This window comes from Salinibacterium sp. SWN248 (assembly GCF_015864575.1).
Lineage (GTDB): Bacteria > Actinomycetota > Actinomycetes > Actinomycetales > Microbacteriaceae > Rhodoglobus.
On record NZ_JADYWW010000001.1, the window covers coordinates 1,067,755 to 1,087,015 of the forward strand.

Below are 19,261 nucleotides of genomic sequence, written 5' to 3' on the forward strand. Positions count from 1 at the left end.
GTGGCGTTTGGCATTCCGACGCTGAGCGACGGAAATATTAGTATTCGCCCCATTCGGGTGCGAGACGCTCGGGCGTTAGAAACAGAGCTCCGCGACAACCGGGGGTGGCTTCGCAAGTGGGAGGCCACCAGCCCGGTTGGTCCGTCGTCGTTCGACGTGAAGTCGAGCATCCGCGGTCTACTGCAACAGTCTCGCGTGGGCACCGGTTTGCCGTTCGTCATTGAATACGACGGCGTAGTCGCTGGCCAACTCAACGTGTCGTCCATCACGTACGGGTCGCTCGCTTCGGCATCCCTTGGGTACTGGGTGTCAGAACGCTTCGCTGGCAAAGGTCTCACCCCGACCGCGGTAGCGCTCGCCACCGATTACTGTTTTTTTCAGCTCGGTCTTCACCGCATGGAGATCTGTATCCGACCCGAGAACGAGCCGAGCCTTCGTGTGGTTGAGAAGTTGGGGTTCCGTTACGAGCAACTGCGTCGCCGCTTCATCCACATCGATGGCGACTGGCGCGACCACTTCTGTTTCGCGCTCACGGTCGAAGAGCTTCCTCAGGGAGTCTTTCAACGGTGGAAGTCAGGAAACGCCCCCGAGCAGGATGCTCATATTCCTGCCGAGGACCGTGTGCGGGCCGCGCACCCCTTGGCGCTTCCCCAGCGCTAAGTCGCTCTCGCGCAACTCGTCGGCGAGCGCACATCAACGCGCTGTAGTCGTTGTTGCCGGGGGACTCTCAGCAACTTGTCACGTCGCTACCGCGTGCCGACAGCCCGACACGCGCGGATACTCGTAGCGTATAGCCATGGAACTCACCAGCATCGGCGGCGGCGTCATGATCGCGCTCGCTGCGGCGCTGTGGCTCGTGTACCTGGTGCCGAACTGGTTCAAGAATCGCGAGTACTTGGCTACCGAACGAAATGCCGTTCGACTTCAGCAAACAATCCGCATTCTGGCGCAGACCTCAGAGATCCCGGACGAGGTGCGCGCCGAAGCTGTTGCACGGCAAGCGGCGGAACTCGCCAAGGCAAGCGTGAACCAAGGGCCAGTCGCGGTCGGTCGCGCCGTTACCCCACCCACTCGGGAGCAAGCTCTCGCCCTCTCCGCACGACGCTTGCGCCGCACGCGCGCCTTCACGGGAGCAGTCCTCCTCGCGAGCGTTGCGGTTATTGCTGTGCAGGTCGTCATGATCATCACGGCCGGAGCCGCCATCATTTCTGGCACCTGGCTCGTTCTCGCCGCCGCCACGATGGCGGGTATTAGTGCGAGTGCGATGCTGTCGCGGCTAGCAGAACGCTCACGCAGCCGTCGCGAGAGCAGTGCACCACGAGTTCGTACCGCCGCACCACGTCGTCGCGTTGTTCTTTCGTCAGAAGCTCCCATCGAAGACGTCACGTCAAAGGTCAGCTGGACCCCGGTTCCCGTGCCGAAGCCCATGTACTTGACCCGCAGCAACGCACCGGAATCAGCCGTTGCGGCAGCCCGCCACGCTGGGCAGATCGACAGCGAGCTTCGGGCCGCGGCGGAATCCGCCGAACAGGCTCTGCGCGCAAACACTGTCGCGATGGCCTCGGCTACTCGCGAAAGGGAACTTGCGCGTGATGCTGAGCGTGCAGCGACCGCCGCGGCGGAGACTCCGGTTGTGGCATCCGTCCCCAGTCGTTTCGCTGGGATGGGCATCGTCGAAGAATCGGGCAACTCGCTCGACCTCGACGCCGCGCTCGCTCGTCGTCGCGCGAGCTAGCACCTCGCGCTCCTGATTCGCTGCTCGGCACCGGGCAGAACAATAGGGCGTGCCGTGCGGAGATTCTCCGCACAACACGCCCCGTCGCTGTTCTAGTGTGTTGTCGCTGTTTCAGCCCCGTGACCGCTGAGTGAACGCACATCCATCTCGGCGGCAAGCGCCGGATCTTCCTTCTCGCGCGACGTGATCGTCCCCAACCAACCGAGCGCGAACCCGAGTGGAATCGAGACGATGCCGGGGTTCTGAAGGGGGAAGATAGCGAAATTCACGCCTTCACCCAACATTGATGTCGGTGTTCCGCTCATGACGGGCGAGAACACGATCAGCAGAACCGCTGCCGAGAGGCCACCAACCATGCTCCACACGGCGCCGCGAGTGTTGAACCGCTTCCAGTAGAGGGAGTACAAGATTGTAGGCAGGTTCGCGCTTGCCGCAACAGCGAACGCGAGAGCCACGAGGAAGGCGATGTTCTGACCTTGAACACCGATACCTCCCGCGACGGCGAGGACACCGATCACGACGACAGTGCGACGAGCGATCTTGACTTCCGCATCCGGATCTCCCTTGCCCTTCTTGATCACGTTGGAGTAGATGTCGTGAGCGAAGGACGCCGCTGCCGTGATCGTGAGCCCGGCCACCACCGCGAGGATGGTGGCGAACGCGATCGCCGAGACGAACCCCAGCAGCAGTGGCCCGCCCAGTTGCAGCGCCAGTAGTGGAGCCGCAGAGTTCACTCCGCCCGGAGCATCCAGGATCGTTGCGGAACCTACGAGGGCTGCCGCACCGTAACCCAACACGAGGGTGAGGATATAGAAGCCGCCGATGAGCCAAATCGCCCACACGACTGAGCGCCGTGCTTCTTTGGCGGTCGGCACCGTGTAGAAGCGCATGAGCACGTGAGGCAGGCCTGCCGTGCCCAGCACGAGGGCGAGCGACAGTGAGATGAAGTCCAGCGGATTCGCGCCGTACTTGAGCCCCGGCGCCAAAATAGCGTCAGCGGGTGTCGCCACGGAGTTGTCGACCGCGCTCTGCAGCACGCGCGACAGGTCGAACCCATTGAGCACGAGCACCCAGATCGCCATCGCGATTGCGGCGCCCACGAGGAGGAACGCTTTCACGATCTGCACCCACGTGGTGCCCTTCATGCCGCCAATCAGCACGTACAGGATCATGAGTCCACCGACGATGGCGACCACGATGGACTGACCGATCTTGTCGTCAATACCAAGGAGCAGCGAGACGAGACCGCCAGCTCCGGCCATTTGAGCGAGCAAGTAGAAGAAGCAGACGGCGAGCGTCGTTAGTGCTGCTGCCATTCTCACCGGACGCTGCTTCAGGCGGAAGGAAAGTACATCCGCCATCGTGAACTTGCCGGTGTTGCGCATGAGTTCAGCTACGAGGAGCAGGGCGACCAACCACGCCACCAAGAAGCCGATGGAGTACAAGAAACCGTCATAGCCATTGATCGCAATGGCGCCGACAATGCCGAGAAAGGATGCCGCCGAGAGGTAGTCCCCGGTAATGGCGAACCCGTTTTGCGGTCCGGTGAACGAACGACCGCCCGCGTAATAATCTGCCGCCGACGCGTTGTTGCGGCTGGCGCGAATAACGATGAACAGCGTAATTCCGACGAACCCGATGAAGATCGAGATGTTGAGAACCGGATTGCTCTGGGACTCAGCATCAACGGCCGCGGCGGCGAGCATTCCGAGGGTGGTGGCGATCATGCTGCAGACTCCTTTGCTGCGAGATCTTCTCTGATCTGGGCGGCGAGCGGATCCAACCGCCGATTAGCGAACGATACGTACGTCATGGTGATGGCGAACGTGGTGATGAACTGGCCGAAGCCGAGCAGTAATCCAACGTTGATGACGCCGAAGACGGGCGTTGCCATGAAGTCATGCGCGTATGCGGCCAAGATCACGTAGGTGAAATACCAGACGAGGAAGAAGACCGTGAGCGGGAACACAAACGAGCGGTGTCGCCGTTTGAGTTCGATGAACATGGGGTCCTTCTCCTCCTCTTGATAATCGAGCCCCGGCTTCACGCTCGGCGCGTTGCCGGTCTCGCCGGGCGGGGAGAGCACATCTTTCGTGGGGGAACTTTCATCAGACATTTGGGGCCTCCTTGCCACAAACAATTGAGAGGGGAATGGGTGAAGCGGGAACTAGGGGGAGCGAGTGCGGCCGGCAGCGGTGTACAGCGCATCAAGCACGGTGACGTCTTCAATCGTCGGAGGAATGCGCACCTCGTCGCCGTCGAAGATCTGGCGAATAGTTTTGCGAAGAATCTTGCCCGAGCGCGTCTTGGGCAGCCGCTCGACAACCATCACGTCGCGGAAGGCGGCGACCGGGCCGATGACCTCGCGCACCAGCGCCACGAGTTCGATGGCGAGGTCATGCTCTAGGCGATTGCGGCCGTGCTTCATCGTGATGAACCCAGCAGCCCGCTGGCCTTTCAGCTCGTCGTGCAATCCGAGAACCGCGCACTCAGCGACATCCGGATGCTGCGAAAGCACTTCCTCCAGCGACCCTGTCGAGAGGCGATGTCCGGCCACGTTGATGACGTCGTCGGTGCGACCCATGACAAAGAGGTAGCCGTCGTCATCAAAGTAACCCGCGTCGCCCGTGGCGTAGTACCCGGGAAACTCGTCGAGGTAGGAGCTCGCGAACCGCTCCGGACTGCCCCAGAGCCCCATGAGGGCGCCGGGAGGAAGGGGCAACTGGATAGCAATGTTTCCCTCGGTGCCCGGCGTCGTCACATCGTTGCCGTCACCGTCGAGGATGCGGGGTTGGAAGCCCGGCATCGGCACGCCAGTCGATCCCGCCTTAGCCGGTAGCTGCTGAACTCCGCGCGGATTTGCGCAGATTGGCCATCCCGTTTCGGTCTGCCACCAGTGGTCGATGATGGGAACACGGATGCCGTCGTTGGCCCAGTGCCAGGTCTCAGTATCGAGGCGCTCACCCGCGAGATACACCGCTTGCAGGCTGGAGATGTCATATTTTCCCAGCTCATCGAGCGCGGGGTCTTCACGGCGGATAGCGCGGAGCGCCGTCGGGGCCGTATAGAGCACGTCAACTTTGTAGTCCTGGATGATGCGCCAGAAGGTTCCCGCGTCGGGGGTGCCGATAGGTTTGCCCTCGTACAAGACGGTGGCCGCGCCGGCCAGTAATGGGCCGTAGACGATGAAGGAGTGGCCAACGACCCAGCCGACATCCGAAGCGGTAAAGATCGTGCTGTCGTTGCCGACATCGTAGATATGACTCATTGCCCACTGCAATGCCACGGCGTAACCGCCGGTATCGCGAACGACTCCTTTGGGGCTCCCGGTGGTGCCCGAGGTGTAGAGGATGTAGAGCGGGTCTTGAGCGCGCATTTCGACGGCGTCAGCCGGCACAGCGGCGGCCTCAAGCTCATCCCAGTCCAGCCAGGCCACGTCGAGAGAGCCTCCGCCGGTGGAGCCGGTGGCGTATTCGGCGATGTCGCCGTTGATTTGCGGGCGTTCTTTGACCACGACGTAACGCACGCTTCCGGTGCTCAGCGCAATGGCTTGGTGCACGATCGGCAGGTACTCCACGGTGCGGGATGGCTCGAGGCCTCCCGTCGCGGTCACGATCACGGATGGCGTGGCGTCGTTGATTCGAACGGCCAATTCGTTGGCGGCGAACCCTCCAAACACGACGGAGTGGATGGCGCCGATGCGCGCACACGCGAGCATCGCCACAACAGCCTCAGAAATCATCGGCAAGTAGATCAAGACACGATCGCCAACGCCGACTCCGAGCTCCTGCAGTGCGCCGGCGAACGAGCGAACGCGTTCGAGCAGTTCCGCGTAGGTGAGGACTTGTTGCTCGCCCGTCATGGCGGAGTCGGTGATGAGAGCAGGATTGCCCCCTCGACCGGCGGCAACGTGGCGGTCGAGGGCATTGACGCTCATATTGAGCGTGCCGTCGGCGAACCAGCAGCCCTGGTCGGTTCCGGGTTCGTGGGCGTGCGTTGGAATGGAAAGCGTTGGCGGGGTTATCCACTCAACGCGGGAGGCTTGCTGGAGCCAAAACCCGTGCGGGTCGTGAGTGGCGTGTTCCTGAATTTCAGCGAAAGAACCGCTCTGCTGGCGCGAGCGCACAATCGTGCTCTGCGCCGAGACTCGCTCGAGCGAAGGGGCATCTGACATCGATTTCTCCTTTGAAATGCTTGATGTGGATTCCCAGTTGAGGCGGGAGAATCCCGTGCTAGCCTCAGATTACGGAGGGGCGTACAGCACGTAATACCCCCGAAAGTTGGGAATCCGCAATGACGCAGATGTCTGAACCAAGTGACTTCGATTTGATCCAACAGGCCACTCGGGAGATCGCCGCGAGCACTGGTTTCAGCCTGTCGTTTGGCGGGCTCACCTCGGGAATTGAGCTCACCGTCAACGCTTTTAGCGGTGCTCGCACGGGCAAGCTCGATGGTCTAAAAGTGCGAAAAGAGCGCGGCCTTGGTGGGCTAGCTATGGCTCAACGCAGCCCACGTTTTACTCGCGACTACGAGCACTCGCCCGACATTACCCATGACTATGACGGTGCTGTCTTGGGCGAAGGCGTCGTGTCACTTTTGGCGATCCCGATCATTGCCGGGGGAACGCTTCGGGGCCTCATCTACGCCGGCTCGCACTTCCTCGTGGAGCCCGATACTGCGGCGGCACGACCTGCAGTGGCCATTGCTACCGCTCTGGGTAATGAGCTTGCCATTCGCGACGAAGTCACGCGTCGAATGCTGGCGCTGCGCTCGAATCAGGGTGGGGGATTGTCACCGGTCGCGGAGGAACACCTTCGGGAACAGTTCGCTCAGCTTCGCCAACTTGCGGCCACGGTTTCGGATCGGGAGGTGCGGCAAAAGCTTCGCGACATCGGGCGCGGAATGTCTGAAGCGTTGTGCAGTGGAGCTGACGCTGCGCAGGCTCGCCCGACCGTGCAGCTGTCGCCGCGAGAGACGGATGTGCTTTCATGTGTCGCGCTTGGCTACAGCAACGCGCGCACCGCTGCACTCCTCTCGCTCACGGAACAAACGGTTAAGGGATACCTGGGGAGCGCCATGAAGAAGCTCGATGCGTCGTCGCGCTTCACTGCCGTCTCCACTGCACGCAAGCTCGGGTTGATGCCCTAGGGCTGGCCGAGTGCCACAGCAGTCGATTTCAGGTGTCGAACGTTCGTTGCTGAGTGATATCGTTGGTTCTGTAGTACGGGCCCTTGGCGCAGTTGGTAGCGCGCCTCGTTCGCATCGAGGAGGTCAGGAGTTCAAATCTCCTAGGGTCCACCACCGTGCGCAATCGCAACAAGGTCGGTAGTTGTGTGCGCTATCGCCTTTCTTCGCGCGGCTTCGAGCGCTCTGAGCTAGCTGTCAGAGCAACCGCGCCAACATCGCGGCTGCTCGCGCCGCGCCATCCGTCTCGACATCGCGATAGTTGATCGGGCGATCGATCTCTTCGACCATTGCTGCGGCAAGGGCATCCGGGCTGAGCTCGTCGTAGTTCATGAGGCGGCCCGCGCGATGGTGATCGAGGCGCGCCCGCACGTGGAACTGCTGCTCGAAGTGCTGCTGCAGGGGCACGTAGATAAACGGGACTTTCGCGGCAGTGAGTTCCATTGTTGTTGTCAGGCCACCCTGCACGATCGCGAGATCGCATGCGGCGAGGTGATGGTGTAACTGGGGTACGTAGGCGCGGTACTCGACCCCAGCAACCTGCGGCAGGCTTGCCGGGTCGATGCGGGGGCCGGTGACGACGATCAGGCGCAGCCCGGGAATCGCGCGGTGTGCGGCCGGGGCAGCCTCAATGATGCGACGTAATAGAGCTGCCCCCACCCCGGAGCCACCCACCGCGGCAATACATATTCGTTCGTCGTCGTCGTCGTCGTAGTAGCCGAGCCGGGCGCGTAACTCGGGTTTAGTGCCGAGGGCTGCAGGGGCAAACCCGCTGATGTATCCGGAGAAATCGAAGTGTTCTTCGGTCCAGTCGCGAATCTCGGGTAGTCCCGGGCCGAAGGTGTCAGCGACGATGTCGTTTGGGCTGCCCACGAAGATGGCCGCATCGCGCAGTTGCGTGTTGTGCTCGACGCGCTCGATCATCTCAAGGTTGTAGTCGGAGGTCACGAGTGCTTCTCGTGGGCCGCGCGACGGGATCGGCAAAAAGCCGACAAAGTCGGTGAGCCAGGCGAGAGCACCGCGTTTGAGGTGGGGGTTTTCGAAGAGGAAGTGATCAACATCCCACGCCTCATCGGCGATGATTAGGTCGTACTCACCCGTGGCGGCGACCTCATCGAACACCATGAAATTGTGGATGAGGATCTCGTCCATGGTGCGCAGCGCTTGAAAGACGGCGAGATCATGATCGGCACTCTCGTGCTCGATGTGAGCCGACTCACTCGCGAGGGCTGCGGAGGCGGGGTGGAGTTTCTCTCCTGCGGCGTCGAGCACGCGCGTAACGGGATCTTGAGCAAGCCATTCGATGCGAGCATCCGGATGCAGCATCCGCAGTTCATCGGTAATTGCGAGATCACGGCGGGCGTGGCCAAGACCGATGGGCGAGGAGAGATAGAGCACCTTCTTCGCCCGCGTTGGAATCACCAATGGGGTGTGTTCAAGGGCGGTGGCAGGCAAGCGGGCTTCCGTAACTGAACTGCCAAACACCCGATCTGCGAAGTCGCGGATCGCGTGATTGATGCGCACGGGGTACCGCACGTGGGGAGCGTGCCCGGCGTTCTCGATCTCCAGAAGTTGCGCGTCGGAAATCATGTTCTGAATTATTCGAGACGATTCGAACGAGGTAATGCGGTCGTCAGTGCCGTGGATGAACAGTGCGGGAACGGTCAGAGCTTTGACCCGAGCGCGCAAGTATTCAACTTCATTGGGGCCATATTCGTCGTTGATTGTCCACCACAGTACGCCGGGCTCTTGATCGAGTCCCCACTCGACGAGGTCATCGATCGCCTTCGTGGAGTGCGGGTCTGATGCCACCTCGGCCATAAAAAAGTTGATGAAGTCGGGCCAGTGACGATTCCAATACTCCGGATCGAACTTGGCCCAGCCTGTGGGTTGGGGGTTTGATTCGGGGTCGAATGGGTCCCCGGTGGAGCGCCCGGGAACGGGTGCGCGCCAGGGATGACTTCCGCCGATGGAGATGAGGCCGAGCACGCGGTCGGGATGCCGCGCTGCAAGGTTGATGGCCGTCTCGCCGCCCATAGAGAATCCGACGAGGAGCGCGGCATCCGTGTGCGTGGCATCGAGCACTGCAACCGCATCGGCCACGCGATTGCGGAAGGTGTATCGACCGGGGTCGAGCGGGCGCGTCGACTTTCCGGTCCCTACTGCGTCATAGCTGATTACGCGATAGTGCCTTGCCAGAAAGGGGAGCTGCATCTTCCACGCGCGCTGATGCACGATTTCCCAGGTGGGAAGCAAAAGAATCGTGGGCCCGGTTGTGCCAAAAACGTCGTAGCTCACGGTCGCGCCGGCACGCTTTACCGAACCTGTCGTCGTGGCGCTCAGCGAATTAGTCTCGGTCACGAGTCGGCTCCCTGCGCTGTGTGGTGCTCTCCGGCTTCGATCACCGCGCCGATTGCTCGCAGTGCCTCCCGGAGGGGTAGTTCTTTCTCGTGGCCGGCGAGGATGAGCAATTCCGCCCCGATGAACGCTGCGCATGTGAGGGCGACGACCTGCTCGATGGTCAACGGCGCGAACGAAAAGCCGCGCGCAGCGTGGCGCGTGGCTGCTTCGGTGAGTACTAGTGACCAGCCCTGAATCATGGAGCGAACGCGCTCTCCCACTACTGCGCTCGACAACCCAGCGGCTAACATCTCATGCAAAATTCGCACGTAGCCAGAGTTGAGATCCTCCTCGAGGTAGTCGCAGGCCGTTGCCCACTGCTGAGAAAGAGGTTCGTCTGCGGCGTACAGCGCGCTCTGACGCTCCAAGAGTTGCTCGTTCTCGGCGTCGAGCATCCGCAAGACGAGTTGTTCTTTCGATCCGAAATGGTAATGGATTTGGGAGAGTGGAACGCGGGCGCGTGCGGCAACTTTGCGAGTCGATAGCGACGCGTAGCCGAGTTCGAGGACGAGGGCCCGGGTGGCTTCGAGGATGGACGTAACGGTGGTGCTTGCTGACATACCGCCCCTCACTCCGTCTGATTCGGTCGTTCGACCGAAACTACCGGCCAAGTTAGCGGGTCCACGAGCGGGCGTCAAGGGGGGNGGGGGGGGGGGGGGGGGGGGGGCGCAAAAAAGTTCAGGCCCCGCCGAAGCGGAGCCTGAAATGTGGATCGGCGTGCTGAGTTCCTAGTCGGCGATGTTCAGGAGCAAATGACCCGAGGACACCGTGAGGCCGACACTGGCGTTCATCGTCGCGATAACGCCATCTTTGTGAGCGACGAGTGGCTGCTCCATCTTCATGGCTTCAAGCACGAGGATGAGGTCGCCCTTGACGACCTTGTCGCCCTCGGCAACCGCGACCTTCACGATCGTTGCCTGCATCGGGGCCTTGACCGAGTCGCCCGTGATGGTGTTGACGCTGGATGCTGCACGACGTTTCGGAGCGGCTGAGAGCGTTGCGCCGGTCGAGGTGCTCGGTACCAGTTTCGAGGGGAGGTTCACTTCGACACGCTTGCCGTTGACCTCAACGACCACGTTGTGGCGAGCTACAGCAGGCGTCTCGTCAGCGAGTGATCCGGTCCACGGCTCAATGTCGTTGTCGAACTCGGTCTCGATCCAGCGTGTGTAGATGGTAAACGGTTCGCTCGTGAACGCAGGATCGCGAACGATCTTGCGGTGGAACGGAAGCACCGTCGGGAGACCAGCAACCTCGAACTCGTCGAGGGCGCGGCGTGAACGCTCGAGAGCATCCTCGCGGCTGGAGCCGGTAACGATGAGCTTGGCGAGCAGGGAGTCGAAGGCTCCACTGATCTCGTCGCCGGTCGTGACACCGCTGTCGACGCGGATGCCAGGGCCGCCAGGCATGCGCAGAACGTGCACGGGGCCGGGGGAGGGCATGAAGTTGAGTCCGGCATCCTCACCATTGATGCGGAACTCGAAGGAGTGACCGCGCGGGATGGGATCGTCGTAGTCGAGAACTCCGCCTTCAGCGATGCGGAACTGCTCCCGCACGAGGTCGATGCCCGTCACTTCTTCGGAGACGGGGTGTTCGACCTGGAGGCGAGTGTTCACTTCGAGGAACGAGATTGTGCCGTCCTTGGCGACCAAGAACTCACACGTGCCGGCACCGAGGTAGCCGACCTCGCGCAGGATCGCTTTGGACGATTCGTAGAGGGCTTTATTCTGCTCATCGCTCAGGAACGGGGCCGGCGCTTCTTCCACAAGCTTCTGGTGGCGACGCTGCAGCGAGCAGTCGCGAGTCGAGATCACGACGACGTTGCCGTGAGCATCCGCAAGACACTGAGTTTCAACGTGGCGCGGCTGGTCGAGGTACTTCTCGACGAAGCACTCGCCGCGACCGAACGCGGCGACAGCCTCGCGGGTAGCGGAATCGAACAGTTCGGGGATCTCTTCGCGAGTGCGGGCAACCTTGAGGCCACGACCGCCGCCGCCGAATGCTGCCTTGATGGCAACGGGAAGGCCGTGAAGATCGACAAAGTCGAGAACCTCAGCTGCGCCCGTCACCGGGTTCAGCGTTCCGGGAGCGAGCGGTGCGCCGACCTTCTCCGCAATGTGGCGGGCGGAAACCTTGTCGCCCAGCTTCTCGATGGCATCGGGTGAGGGGCCGATCCAAATGATGCCAGCGTCGATGACGGCGCGAGCAAACTCGGCGTTCTCGGCCAAGAAGCCATAGCCGGGGTGAATGGCGTCCGCACCAGAACGGCGAGCGATCGATAAAATCTTGTCGATCACGAGATACGTCTCAGCGCTCGTGGAGCCCTCGAGGGCATACGCCTCGTCGGCGAGCTTCACGTGCCGAGCATCCCGGTCCTGATCGGCGTAGACCGCCACTGAACCGATGCCACTGTCTTTAGCCGCGCGGATAACGCGAACGGCGATCTCTCCGCGGTTGGCGATGAGAACCTTCGTAATACGAGCCATAGTGACCTAGCTTATGGGGATGACGGCCGAAGCCTTGGGGTGAAGCGCACAAAAATATGGGACAAGCACTGTGAATGCCTACAGAGAAGGCCGATCGATGTTCCAGAGATCCGTCCACTCGGCGTCAAACTCACGCATGAGCTGGCGCACCAACGACACCGAGAGTCCCACGACAGCGTGCGGATCACCCTCGATGCTCTCGATGAAAGCGGCGCCGAGGCTGTCGATAGTGAACGAGCCGGCAACTTTCAGCGGCTCTCCGGTAGCGACGTAGGCATCGATTTCGGCATCCGAAATATTGGCGGCGAAGCTCACGCTTGCGCTGGAGACAGCACCGGTTGCGCGACCAAGCTGGCCTCCACGGTGATCAATGAGCCAGTGCCCGGAATGCAATACTCCGGTGCGGCCGCGCTGAGCGAGCCACCGTTGTCGAGCAATCTCGGGTTCATGTGGCTTTCCGAATAATTCGCCATCCAATTCAAAAGCAGAATCTCCGCCAAGAATGAAGCCATCGATAGGGGCGCCGTTGACGAGAGCACCAACGACAGCTTCCGCCTTGGCGCGGGCCAACAACTCAACAAGTCCGGGGCCATCGAGCGGGCCAGGGGCTGCAGCAGCAACCGCTTCTTCGTCGACGCCAGAGGCCAAAAGCACGGGGTCGACGCCCGCCGCGCGCAGGGTTGCGAGTCGCGCAGGAGAGGTGGACGCAAGATAAAGGCGCACAAAGGCTCCTATGCTCAAGGGATGGGTGAATTGCTTGGCGAAATGATCGAAGTAGACGTTACCAACATTGCGCACGGGGGTGTCAGTGTGGCGCGGCACGACGGCCGTGTCGTGTTCGTCTCCGACGCGATCCCGGGTGAACGCGTGCAAGCGCGCATTACCGACGACAACAAGAAGTCGTTCTGGCGCGCCGAAACGGTGAAGGTCGTCACGCCGAGTGAGTACCGCCAAGAGCATGTGTGGTCAGCCTCGAGTGTTGACCGCGACCCCGACAATCGCGCCGGTGGCGCCGAGTTTGGCCACATCGAGCTCGGTCATCAGCGTGTGCTCAAGGCACAGATTCTCCACGAATCGCTCGAGCGCATGGCCAAAGTCATGCTCGCGCCCGTCGTCGAAGCCGTTCCCGGTGACGATGAACGCAAGGGACTCGGATGGCGCACCCGCGTCAGCCTGCACGTTGACGAACACGGAAATGTTGGCCCGTTCGCGGCCCGTTCGCACCGCGTTATCTCGGTCGCCGACCTGCCGCTCGCCACTCCAGAGCTCTCTGCCGGTGCACCGCTCGGTGAAAACTTTGATGGCTTCGAGCGCGTAGACATCCTGAATCCCAGCTCGGGCGGAGTTCGCCTGATCATGGGTAAGCAGAAGCCGCAGGTCATCACCGAAACTGTGGGGGAGCGCGAATTCACACTGCTCGATTCCGGATTCTGGCAAGTGCACCACGGCGCTGCCGCGATGCTGACGTCTGCCGTGCAAGACGCGATCGATCCCGCTCTGTTTGACCCTGCGGCATCCAACCTCGATTTGTATGGGGGAGTCGGGCTGTTCGCCGCCGCGGTGGGCGACAAATTTGGTCCAACGACCAAGATCACTACCGTCGAAGCCGAGTCGTCGGCAACCGATCACGCCGCCAATAATCTCTCGGACTGGTTGGGCGCCCATGCCGAAACTGGCCGCGTTGACCGGTGGCTGCGTCAGCACCTCAAAGAAGCTACGGCTGTTGAGCGTGACCGTCTGGAACGCTCCACGATCATTCTCGACCCGCCGCGGTCGGGTGCTGGTCGGGAAGTTGTCGACCTCGTTGCCAAGGCGCGCCCTGCGCAAATTGTGTATGTTGCGTGTGACCCTGTCGCCTTCGCGCGGGATGTTGCCTTCTTCTCCGAGCGCGGCTACGAACTCTCGGGAGTTCGAGCGTTCGATCTCTTCCCGCACACTCACCATGTCGAGGCTGTGGGAACGTTCACACGTAACTAGCTCAGTGTGTTGGGCTGACAAAGCCGCATGTTCGCGCTCTCTCGCACTACTATGGGGGACAGAAACTCAGGAGGACGCCACATGGCCCAGACAGAACCATCCGGGACAGAAACGCCCAGTGAGAGTGCCCAGCGCAATATCACCGTCGCTGTCGTCGATGACCACGAATCAGTGCGATTGGGCCTCAAGGCTGCCTTTATTGACGAGGGATACGACTTCGTTCTCGCCGCAGCAACCGTGAAAGAACTTGTAGAAGGCCTCAACGGCCGTGAAGTCGATGTCGTTGTGCTCGACCTGTCACTCGGTGATGGCTCGACCGTCACCGACAACGTCAAGAATGTTCAGGCCACTGGCTCCGCCGTGCTCGTGCACAGCATCGCTGACCGAGTCGCCAGCGTGCGAGAAGCGCTTGCTGCCGGCGCCGCCGGAGTGATCCCTAAGTCGTCGGCTACCAAGACCGTGCTCGCCGCCGCTGCAACCGTCGCCCGCGGAGAGGTGCTCAACAATCTTGAATGGGCCACCGCTATTGACGCCGACCGCGACTTCTCCAAAGCACAACTCGGTCGCCGCGAGCGTGAAATCCTGCACCTCTACGCCTCGGGACTGCCGCTCAAGCTTGCAGCCCAGCAGCTCGGCATCGGTTACTCAACCGCTCGCGAATACCTCGACCGCATTCGTGTCAAGTACGTCGAGGTCGGACGCCCAGCGCCCACCAAGGTAGATCTATTGCGCCGCGCAGTCGAAGACGGCATCCTGCCGGGACTCGATTCTGAAGGCGGCGATGGCCACTAGCCTGGCGGTGGCGCGACCCGCGCCGACGGCAAAGCAGCCGCGAAACCCGATCAGCCGCAAACAGGTTGAGCGGGTTATTTCGCGTTCCGTGGCCGTTATTGGCCTGGTCTTTGGCGCCCAAACGCTGCCGTGGCTACTCGCCCAAACGAGCGAAGCCCAGCCGTGGTGGTTGCTGATTTTTGTTCCGGCGTTGTTCGGAATGCTCATCGTGGTTGTCGTTGCCTCGTTTGCCAACAAAGCAGTGCGTGCGGCGCACGGTACGTTCGCCGTGATCTACTTTCTTGCTCTGCTGAGTTGGCCGTTCACGGTGATCCCTGGCGTGGAAGTCTTCAGCGGAATCCATTGGCTCAACTACCTCATCACGGTAGCGACGGCCATGGCAGCAATTTCGTTCAGCCGAGTGCTTGCTACGATCTACCTCTTTGCTGCGCCGTTGGTGTACCTCATCGTGCGCATTCTCCCAGTGGGCGGTGGGGCGCCGTGGCAACTTGCAGTGCTCGAAACGTTCTACGCCCTCATTCTCGGCAGCGCGATCATGATTATCGTCACGATGCTTCGGCAGGCAGCATCCAACGTCGATAGTGCGCAAGCGACGGCGCTATCGCGGTACGGCAATGCTGTGCGCCAGCACGCTACAGAAGTGGAACGCGTGCAGGTGGACTCAATCGTTCACGACAGTGTGCTCACGACGCTCATCTCAGCGGCTCGCGCCTACACACCCGAAGCTGAGCGGCTCGCGGCAGTCATGGCCGGCAATGCAATTGGCCATTTGCGTGAAGCCGCGGCAACGTCGCCCGACGACATCTCAACCGTGCAGGCCACTGATCTTGCACAACGGGTCGTCACCTCGGCAGAACTGCTCGCCTCTAATTTCACGTGCGCCGTTCGCAGCGTTGGCGCTCGCTCGCTCCCTATGGTCGCGGCAGAAGCAGTCCACTCTGCTGCGGTGCAGGCAATGATGAACAGCATCCAGCACGCGGGCGGCTCTGACATTCAGCGCAGTGTCGAGGTGCGCGGTCTTGAAGGCAATGGCATCGAAGTTCTTGTCACCGATACCGGGGCGGGATTCGATCTGGACTATGTGCCGCAAGAACGTCTCGGGGTTCGGGTATCGATTGTGGAACGAGTGGCGAATGCCGGTGGTCGAACGGCTATTGCCTCGGTTCCCGGTGCGGGAACACAAATCTGCATCCAGTGGCCGCACGGCAATCGCAGTGACGAAGTAAATACTGAAAGCGTGCGCACGATCGAGAACGACGCCCAGGGGGATGAGCTGTGAACATCGGAGTCCCTCGCTACCTGATCGTCGGCATGGCGGCGCTCTTCTCGGCGTACCACATTGTTTTGGCGAACTACACGATCGATATCCCTGACACACCCGGTCCGATCTACGTTGCCATGGTTCTTTACGGTGTGGCTACGATCGTCAGCCTGTTGCCGTGGGGCCCCGTGCGGATGCCCGTCTGGATGGCGACCTTCAACTTCGCCACCGTCGTCGCGATCTCACTGCTCGTCGCCAACGAGCTCGACTTCACTCGCGAGGGTGGCACCGGTTACGCAACGTGGTACGTCGCCGCGAGCGGAACCCTGTTGACGATCACCTCGACCCGTGGGCGCCACACCTTCGCCTGGTTAGGCATCGGGTTTCTCGTGGCACACACGTTTAGCCTTGGCCCCGTTGGGCCAGCTGGTCTCTTCAGCCTGGGCATCATCGGAAGCGCGTCCTGGGTTGCTGTCTCGCACGTGCTCTCGAGTGGACTGGCGAAGGCATCCAAGGATGCTCAGCGGTTCGTTCTCGCTGAGCAGGAAGCGACCGACTGGCAGGCGGCGCAAGATGCCCACGTGCACGAACGGCAATTCCGGCTCGAGCAGACCGGAATGATGGCGCTCGACATGCTCGAACGAATTCGGGAAACCGACGGTGATTTGTCGGAAGCCGAACGCCGAGAGTGCCTCAACCTTGAGGGAGCCATCCGCGATGAGATTCGCGGTCGCAAACTCCTGAACGATGCCGTGCGCGACCAAGTGATGATCGCTCGTCGCCGTGGAGCCACGGTGACCCTGCTCGATGAGGGCGGGATTGACGACCTGTCAGATGAGGACCTCGATCGGGTGCTCAACCGCCTTGCGCAAGCGATCCAGTCGACGAGCGCAGACAAGGTGATTGCGCGCACCGTTCCTGAGGGATCGGATGTCGCGATTACGGTGGTGGGGTTGCACAGCGCCGGCGATGGCGAATCAAGCGCTCTCGGTCTGGATTCACTCGAAGAGGATGTCGTTGACATCTGGCTCGAGATCCCGCGCGTCGACAGCATCAGCGTCTAGCGGCACTGGTCGCGCCCTCTGCGTGTGGCGGGCTGAGCGCGTTGTCGTGTGCTCAAACGTGGTTCTAACGCCGGAGAGCCCCGCTGAAGGCTCTGCGTGGTGCGTGTGCTGGCGGTGGGCCGACTGGTTAAAGGCGGAAGGACCGGAGTGGCTATAAGAAGCACTTCTCCGGTCCTTCGCTAGAACCCGGATCAGGACGATAACCCGAATACCGTCCTGATCCGCCCCCAAAGAATTGGCCCGCTTACCCTAGTCGGCCAATCTTTGGCGGTGTAACTCCTATGGAGATCCACCTAGCAGTTAATATTCTGCATCATGCAAACAACTAACAAAGTCGGTTTTTAGGGGGACTCTCGGGGGACAATTCGTCAATTCAGGTGACAAAGTGGCCCTAATTTACAGTTTTCGACGAAATCCGCACCCCGCGAACGGGGTACGACTACGAAACCACATGTTTTCGTCAAAAGGCGGTGCAAAAGCGCCGTCGCTAGCGGCGAGCGCTCGCCTTCCATGCCCCAGGACCGGGAGTGAGCGGTTGCCGAATCGGTCGTTGGCTGCGGGCCCATGCCGTGATCGGGGCCATCTCATCGGCTCCTGCAAGTTCTGCGGACTCGAGCAGGGCGGCACGAACGACCGCCGTAACTGCTGCGGCCTCCTCTGTCGTGACGTTGCGCGAGACGATGCGGATGTCGGCCGGCTCGTCCTGCGTGTGCTTGCCGGTCACAGCGGAATGTTTCCGTGCTTCTTGGGCGGCATGCTCGCGCGTTTGGTGCGCAGTGCGCGCAGTGCCTTGACGACCTGCACGCGAGTGGCAGCGGGTTCGATGACTCCATCGAGCTCTCCGCGCTCGGCCGCGAGGAACGGGCTAGCAACGTTGTAGGTGTACTCGTTGGCCAAGCGAGTGCGCACGGCTGCGACATCCTCACCAGCAGCCTCCGCGGCCTTGATCTCACCGCGGTACAGGATGTTGACGGCGCCTTGGCCACCCATGACGGCGATCTCCGCGGTCGGCCATGCGTAGTTGAGGTCGGCACCCAATTGCTTGGAGCCCATGACGATGTAGGCCCCGCCGTACGCCTTGCGAGTGATGACGGTGACGAGCGGCACTGTTGCTTCGGCGTAGGCGTAGAGGAGCTTGGCGCCACGGCGAATAACGCCGGTCCACTCCTGATCGGTGCCCGGCAGGTAACCGGGAACGTCGACGAGAGTGAGGATCGGGATGCTGAACGCGTCGCAGAAACGAACGAAGCGCGAAGCCTTCTCGCCAGCCTCGATATTGAGGGTTCCGGCCATAGCCTGCGGCTGGTTGGCGACGATGCCCACCGAGCGGCCTTCAACGCGACCGAAACCGACCACGATGTTGGGGGCGAAGAGAGGCTGGGTTTCAAGGAAATCGCCGTTGTCGACGATGTGCTCGATAATCGTCTTCACGTCATAGGGCTGGTTGGGGCTGTCGGGAATGATCGCGTTGAGCTTGCGATCCTCATCCGTGATTTCCAACTCAACTTCACTCTCGTAGATGGGAGCATCCGAGAGGTTGTTGTCGGGCAAGAAACCGACGAGGGTGCGGGCGTAGTCGAGAGCATCCTCTTCATCGCTCGCCAGGTAGTGGGCAACGCCCGAAACCTTGTTGTGGGTGAGCGCGCCGCCGAGCTCTTCCATGCCGACGTCTTCACCCGTAACGGTCTTGATGACGTCGGGGCCGGTCACAAACATTTGGCTGGTCTTGTCGACCATGATCACAAAGTCGGTGAGCGCGGGGGAGTACACGGCGCCACCGGCGGCCGGGCCCATGATGATCGAGATCTGGGGGATGACACCCGAAGCCTGAGTGTTGCGGCGGAAAATCTCGCCGTACTTGCCGAGAGCAACAACACCCTCCTGGATGCGAGCTCCACCGGAGTCGAGCATGCCGATGATCGGAACGCCGGTCTTCATGGCGTGATCCATGACCTTGATGATCTTTTCGCCGGCAACCTCACCGAGCGAACCGCCGAAGATCGTGAAGTCTTGGGCATACACGGCAACTTGGCGGCCGTGGATGGTGCCGACACCCGTGACGACAGCGTCACCGTATGGACGCTTCTTTTCCATGCCGAACGCGTGGGTGCGGTGGCGAACGAACTCGTCGAGTTCCACGAACGAGCCGTGGTCGAGCAACTGCTCGATGCGCTCTCGGGCGGTCATCTTGCCCTTGGCGTGCTGCTTTTCAATGGCCGCGTCACCGCTGGCAGTTACGGCTTCGTGGTAGCGGTTCTTGAGATCGGCGATCCGGCCGGCGGTCGTGAACATGTCTGGAGTCGAGTTGTCTTCGGTCACTGTGTCACTTTACCCACCCATCCCGTGCTTGTGTGGTTGGCGGAAC

At 61.5% G+C, this 19,261-nt stretch carries 16 protein-coding genes and 1 tRNA gene; 8 read left to right on the forward strand and 9 right to left on the reverse strand.

All coding sequences use genetic code 11. The features are described 5' to 3' along the window. Positions 1-660 (forward strand): GNAT family N-acetyltransferase, encoded by a 660-nt coding sequence (locus tag I6E73_RS05065; RefSeq protein ID WP_197123576.1) that lies wholly within the window; start codon positions 1-3, stop codon positions 658-660. 136 nt (positions 661-796) lie between these two features. Then, positions 797-1,735: a hypothetical protein gene (locus tag I6E73_RS05070; protein ID WP_197123578.1), complete on the forward strand. Its 939-nt coding sequence runs from the start codon at positions 797-799 to the stop codon at positions 1,733-1,735. 92 nt (positions 1,736-1,827) lie between these two features. On the opposite strand, the gene I6E73_RS05075 is transcribed toward I6E73_RS05070, so the two are convergent. From I6E73_RS05075 to I6E73_RS05085, 3 genes are read right to left on the reverse strand one after another with little or no spacing between them, the layout of a single operon-like run. Beyond that, a complete protein-coding gene (locus I6E73_RS05075) occupies positions 1,828-3,462 on the reverse strand; it encodes a cation acetate symporter (RefSeq protein ID WP_231600557.1) in 1,635 nt (544 codons plus the stop codon). Next, complete coding sequence (locus I6E73_RS05080) at positions 3,459-3,851, reverse strand: DUF485 domain-containing protein (RefSeq protein WP_197123581.1); 393 nt, start codon at positions 3,849-3,851, stop codon at positions 3,459-3,461. Before I6E73_RS05080 ends, I6E73_RS05075 begins: the two co-directional genes overlap by 4 nt. A 51-nt stretch (positions 3,852-3,902) precedes the next feature. Continuing rightward, complete coding sequence (locus I6E73_RS05085; protein ID WP_197123583.1) at positions 3,903-5,909, reverse strand: AMP-binding protein; 2,007 nt, start codon at positions 5,907-5,909, stop codon at positions 3,903-3,905. A gap of 128 nt (positions 5,910-6,037) precedes the next feature. Between I6E73_RS05085 and I6E73_RS05090 the strand changes: the two genes are divergently transcribed. Continuing rightward, entirely contained in the window at positions 6,038-6,883 is an 846-nt protein-coding gene (locus I6E73_RS05090) for a LuxR C-terminal-related transcriptional regulator (protein ID WP_197123585.1), read from the forward strand. A gap of 77 nt (positions 6,884-6,960) precedes the next feature. Next, positions 6,961-7,036 (forward strand) — tRNA-Ala (locus I6E73_RS05095). 81 nt (positions 7,037-7,117) lie between these two features. Here the strand turns inward: I6E73_RS05095 and I6E73_RS05100 are convergent. The 4 genes from I6E73_RS05100 to I6E73_RS05115 form a co-directional block, all read right to left on the reverse strand. Then, on the reverse strand, positions 7,118-9,280 hold the full coding sequence (locus I6E73_RS05100) for an alpha/beta fold hydrolase (RefSeq protein WP_307784226.1): 2,163 nt from the start codon (positions 9,278-9,280) through the stop codon (positions 7,118-7,120). Further along, positions 9,277-9,879, reverse strand: coding sequence for a TetR/AcrR family transcriptional regulator (locus I6E73_RS05105; protein ID WP_197123587.1), 603 nt, complete (start codon positions 9,877-9,879; stop codon positions 9,277-9,279). Before I6E73_RS05105 ends, I6E73_RS05100 begins: the two co-directional genes overlap by 4 nt. Positions 9,880-10,047: 168 nt before the next feature. After that, positions 10,048-11,802, reverse strand: a complete 1,755-nt coding sequence (locus I6E73_RS05110; protein ID WP_197123589.1) for a biotin carboxylase N-terminal domain-containing protein — start codon at positions 11,800-11,802, stop codon at positions 10,048-10,050. A 78-nt stretch (positions 11,803-11,880) separates the two neighbouring features. Next, positions 11,881-12,525 carry a nucleoside triphosphate pyrophosphatase gene (locus tag I6E73_RS05115; RefSeq protein ID WP_197123591.1) on the reverse strand — a complete coding sequence of 215 codons (645 nt, stop codon included), beginning with the start codon at positions 12,523-12,525 and terminating at the stop codon, positions 11,881-11,883. A gap of 21 nt (positions 12,526-12,546) precedes the next feature. On the opposite strand from I6E73_RS05115, the gene I6E73_RS05120 reads away from it, so the two are divergent. The 4 genes from I6E73_RS05120 (at position 12,547) to I6E73_RS05135 (ending at position 16,896) form a co-directional block, all read left to right on the forward strand. After that, positions 12,547-13,779, forward strand: coding sequence for a class I SAM-dependent RNA methyltransferase (locus I6E73_RS05120; RefSeq protein WP_197123593.1), 1,233 nt, complete (start codon positions 12,547-12,549; stop codon positions 13,777-13,779). An 81-nt stretch (positions 13,780-13,860) separates the two neighbouring features. After that, entirely contained in the window at positions 13,861-14,571 is a 711-nt protein-coding gene (locus I6E73_RS05125; RefSeq protein WP_197123595.1) for a response regulator, read from the forward strand. Next, on the forward strand, positions 14,561-15,850 hold the full coding sequence (locus I6E73_RS05130) for a sensor histidine kinase (RefSeq protein WP_197123597.1): 1,290 nt from the start codon (positions 14,561-14,563) through the stop codon (positions 15,848-15,850). The genes I6E73_RS05125 and I6E73_RS05130 overlap by 11 nt, the downstream gene beginning before the upstream one ends. Then, a complete protein-coding gene (locus tag I6E73_RS05135) occupies positions 15,847-16,896 on the forward strand; it encodes a hypothetical protein (RefSeq protein WP_307784227.1) in 1,050 nt (349 codons plus the stop codon). Before I6E73_RS05130 ends, I6E73_RS05135 begins: the two co-directional genes overlap by 4 nt. A 487-nt stretch (positions 16,897-17,383) precedes the next feature. Here the strand turns inward: I6E73_RS05135 and I6E73_RS14585 are convergent, their stop codons facing one another. Further along, the gene (locus tag I6E73_RS14585) at positions 17,384-17,620 is read right to left on the reverse strand and encodes an acyl-CoA carboxylase epsilon subunit (RefSeq protein ID WP_197123599.1); all 237 of its coding nucleotides are present in this window, start codon (positions 17,618-17,620) and stop codon (positions 17,384-17,386) included. Next, positions 17,617-19,188 carry an acyl-CoA carboxylase subunit beta gene (locus I6E73_RS05145; protein ID WP_197125145.1) on the reverse strand — a complete coding sequence of 524 codons (1,572 nt, stop codon included), beginning with the start codon at positions 19,186-19,188 and terminating at the stop codon, positions 17,617-17,619. Before I6E73_RS05145 ends, I6E73_RS14585 begins: the two co-directional genes overlap by 4 nt. Positions 19,189-19,261 lie beyond the last annotated feature (73 nt).

Bases quoted from the DNA above. Each gene is read 5' to 3' on its own strand.
- I6E73_RS05070 (WP_197123578.1), top strand. From the start codon at position 797: ATGGAACTCACCAGCATCGGCGGCGGCGTCATGATCGCGCTCGCTGCG.
- I6E73_RS05075 (WP_231600557.1), bottom strand. From the start codon at position 3,462: ATGATCGCCACCACCCTCGGAATGCTCGCCGCCGCGGCCGTTGATGCT.
- I6E73_RS05080 (WP_197123581.1), bottom strand. From the start codon at position 3,851: ATGTCTGATGAAAGTTCCCCCACGAAAGATGTGCTCTCCCCGCCCGGC.
- I6E73_RS05085 (WP_197123583.1), bottom strand. From the start codon at position 5,909: ATGTCAGATGCCCCTTCGCTCGAGCGAGTCTCGGCGCAGAGCACGATT.
- I6E73_RS05090 (WP_197123585.1), top strand. From the start codon at position 6,038: ATGTCTGAACCAAGTGACTTCGATTTGATCCAACAGGCCACTCGGGAG.
- I6E73_RS05105 (WP_197123587.1), bottom strand. From the start codon at position 9,879: ATGTCAGCAAGCACCACCGTTACGTCCATCCTCGAAGCCACCCGGGCC.
- I6E73_RS05110 (WP_197123589.1), bottom strand. From the start codon at position 11,802: ATGGCTCGTATTACGAAGGTTCTCATCGCCAACCGCGGAGAGATCGCC.
- I6E73_RS05120 (WP_197123593.1), top strand. From the start codon at position 12,547: ATGGGTGAATTGCTTGGCGAAATGATCGAAGTAGACGTTACCAACATT.
- I6E73_RS05125 (WP_197123595.1), top strand. From the start codon at position 13,861: ATGGCCCAGACAGAACCATCCGGGACAGAAACGCCCAGTGAGAGTGCC.
- I6E73_RS05130 (WP_197123597.1), top strand. From the start codon at position 14,561: ATGGCCACTAGCCTGGCGGTGGCGCGACCCGCGCCGACGGCAAAGCAG.
- I6E73_RS05145 (WP_197125145.1), bottom strand. From the start codon at position 19,188: ATGTTCACGACCGCCGGCCGGATCGCCGATCTCAAGAACCGCTACCAC.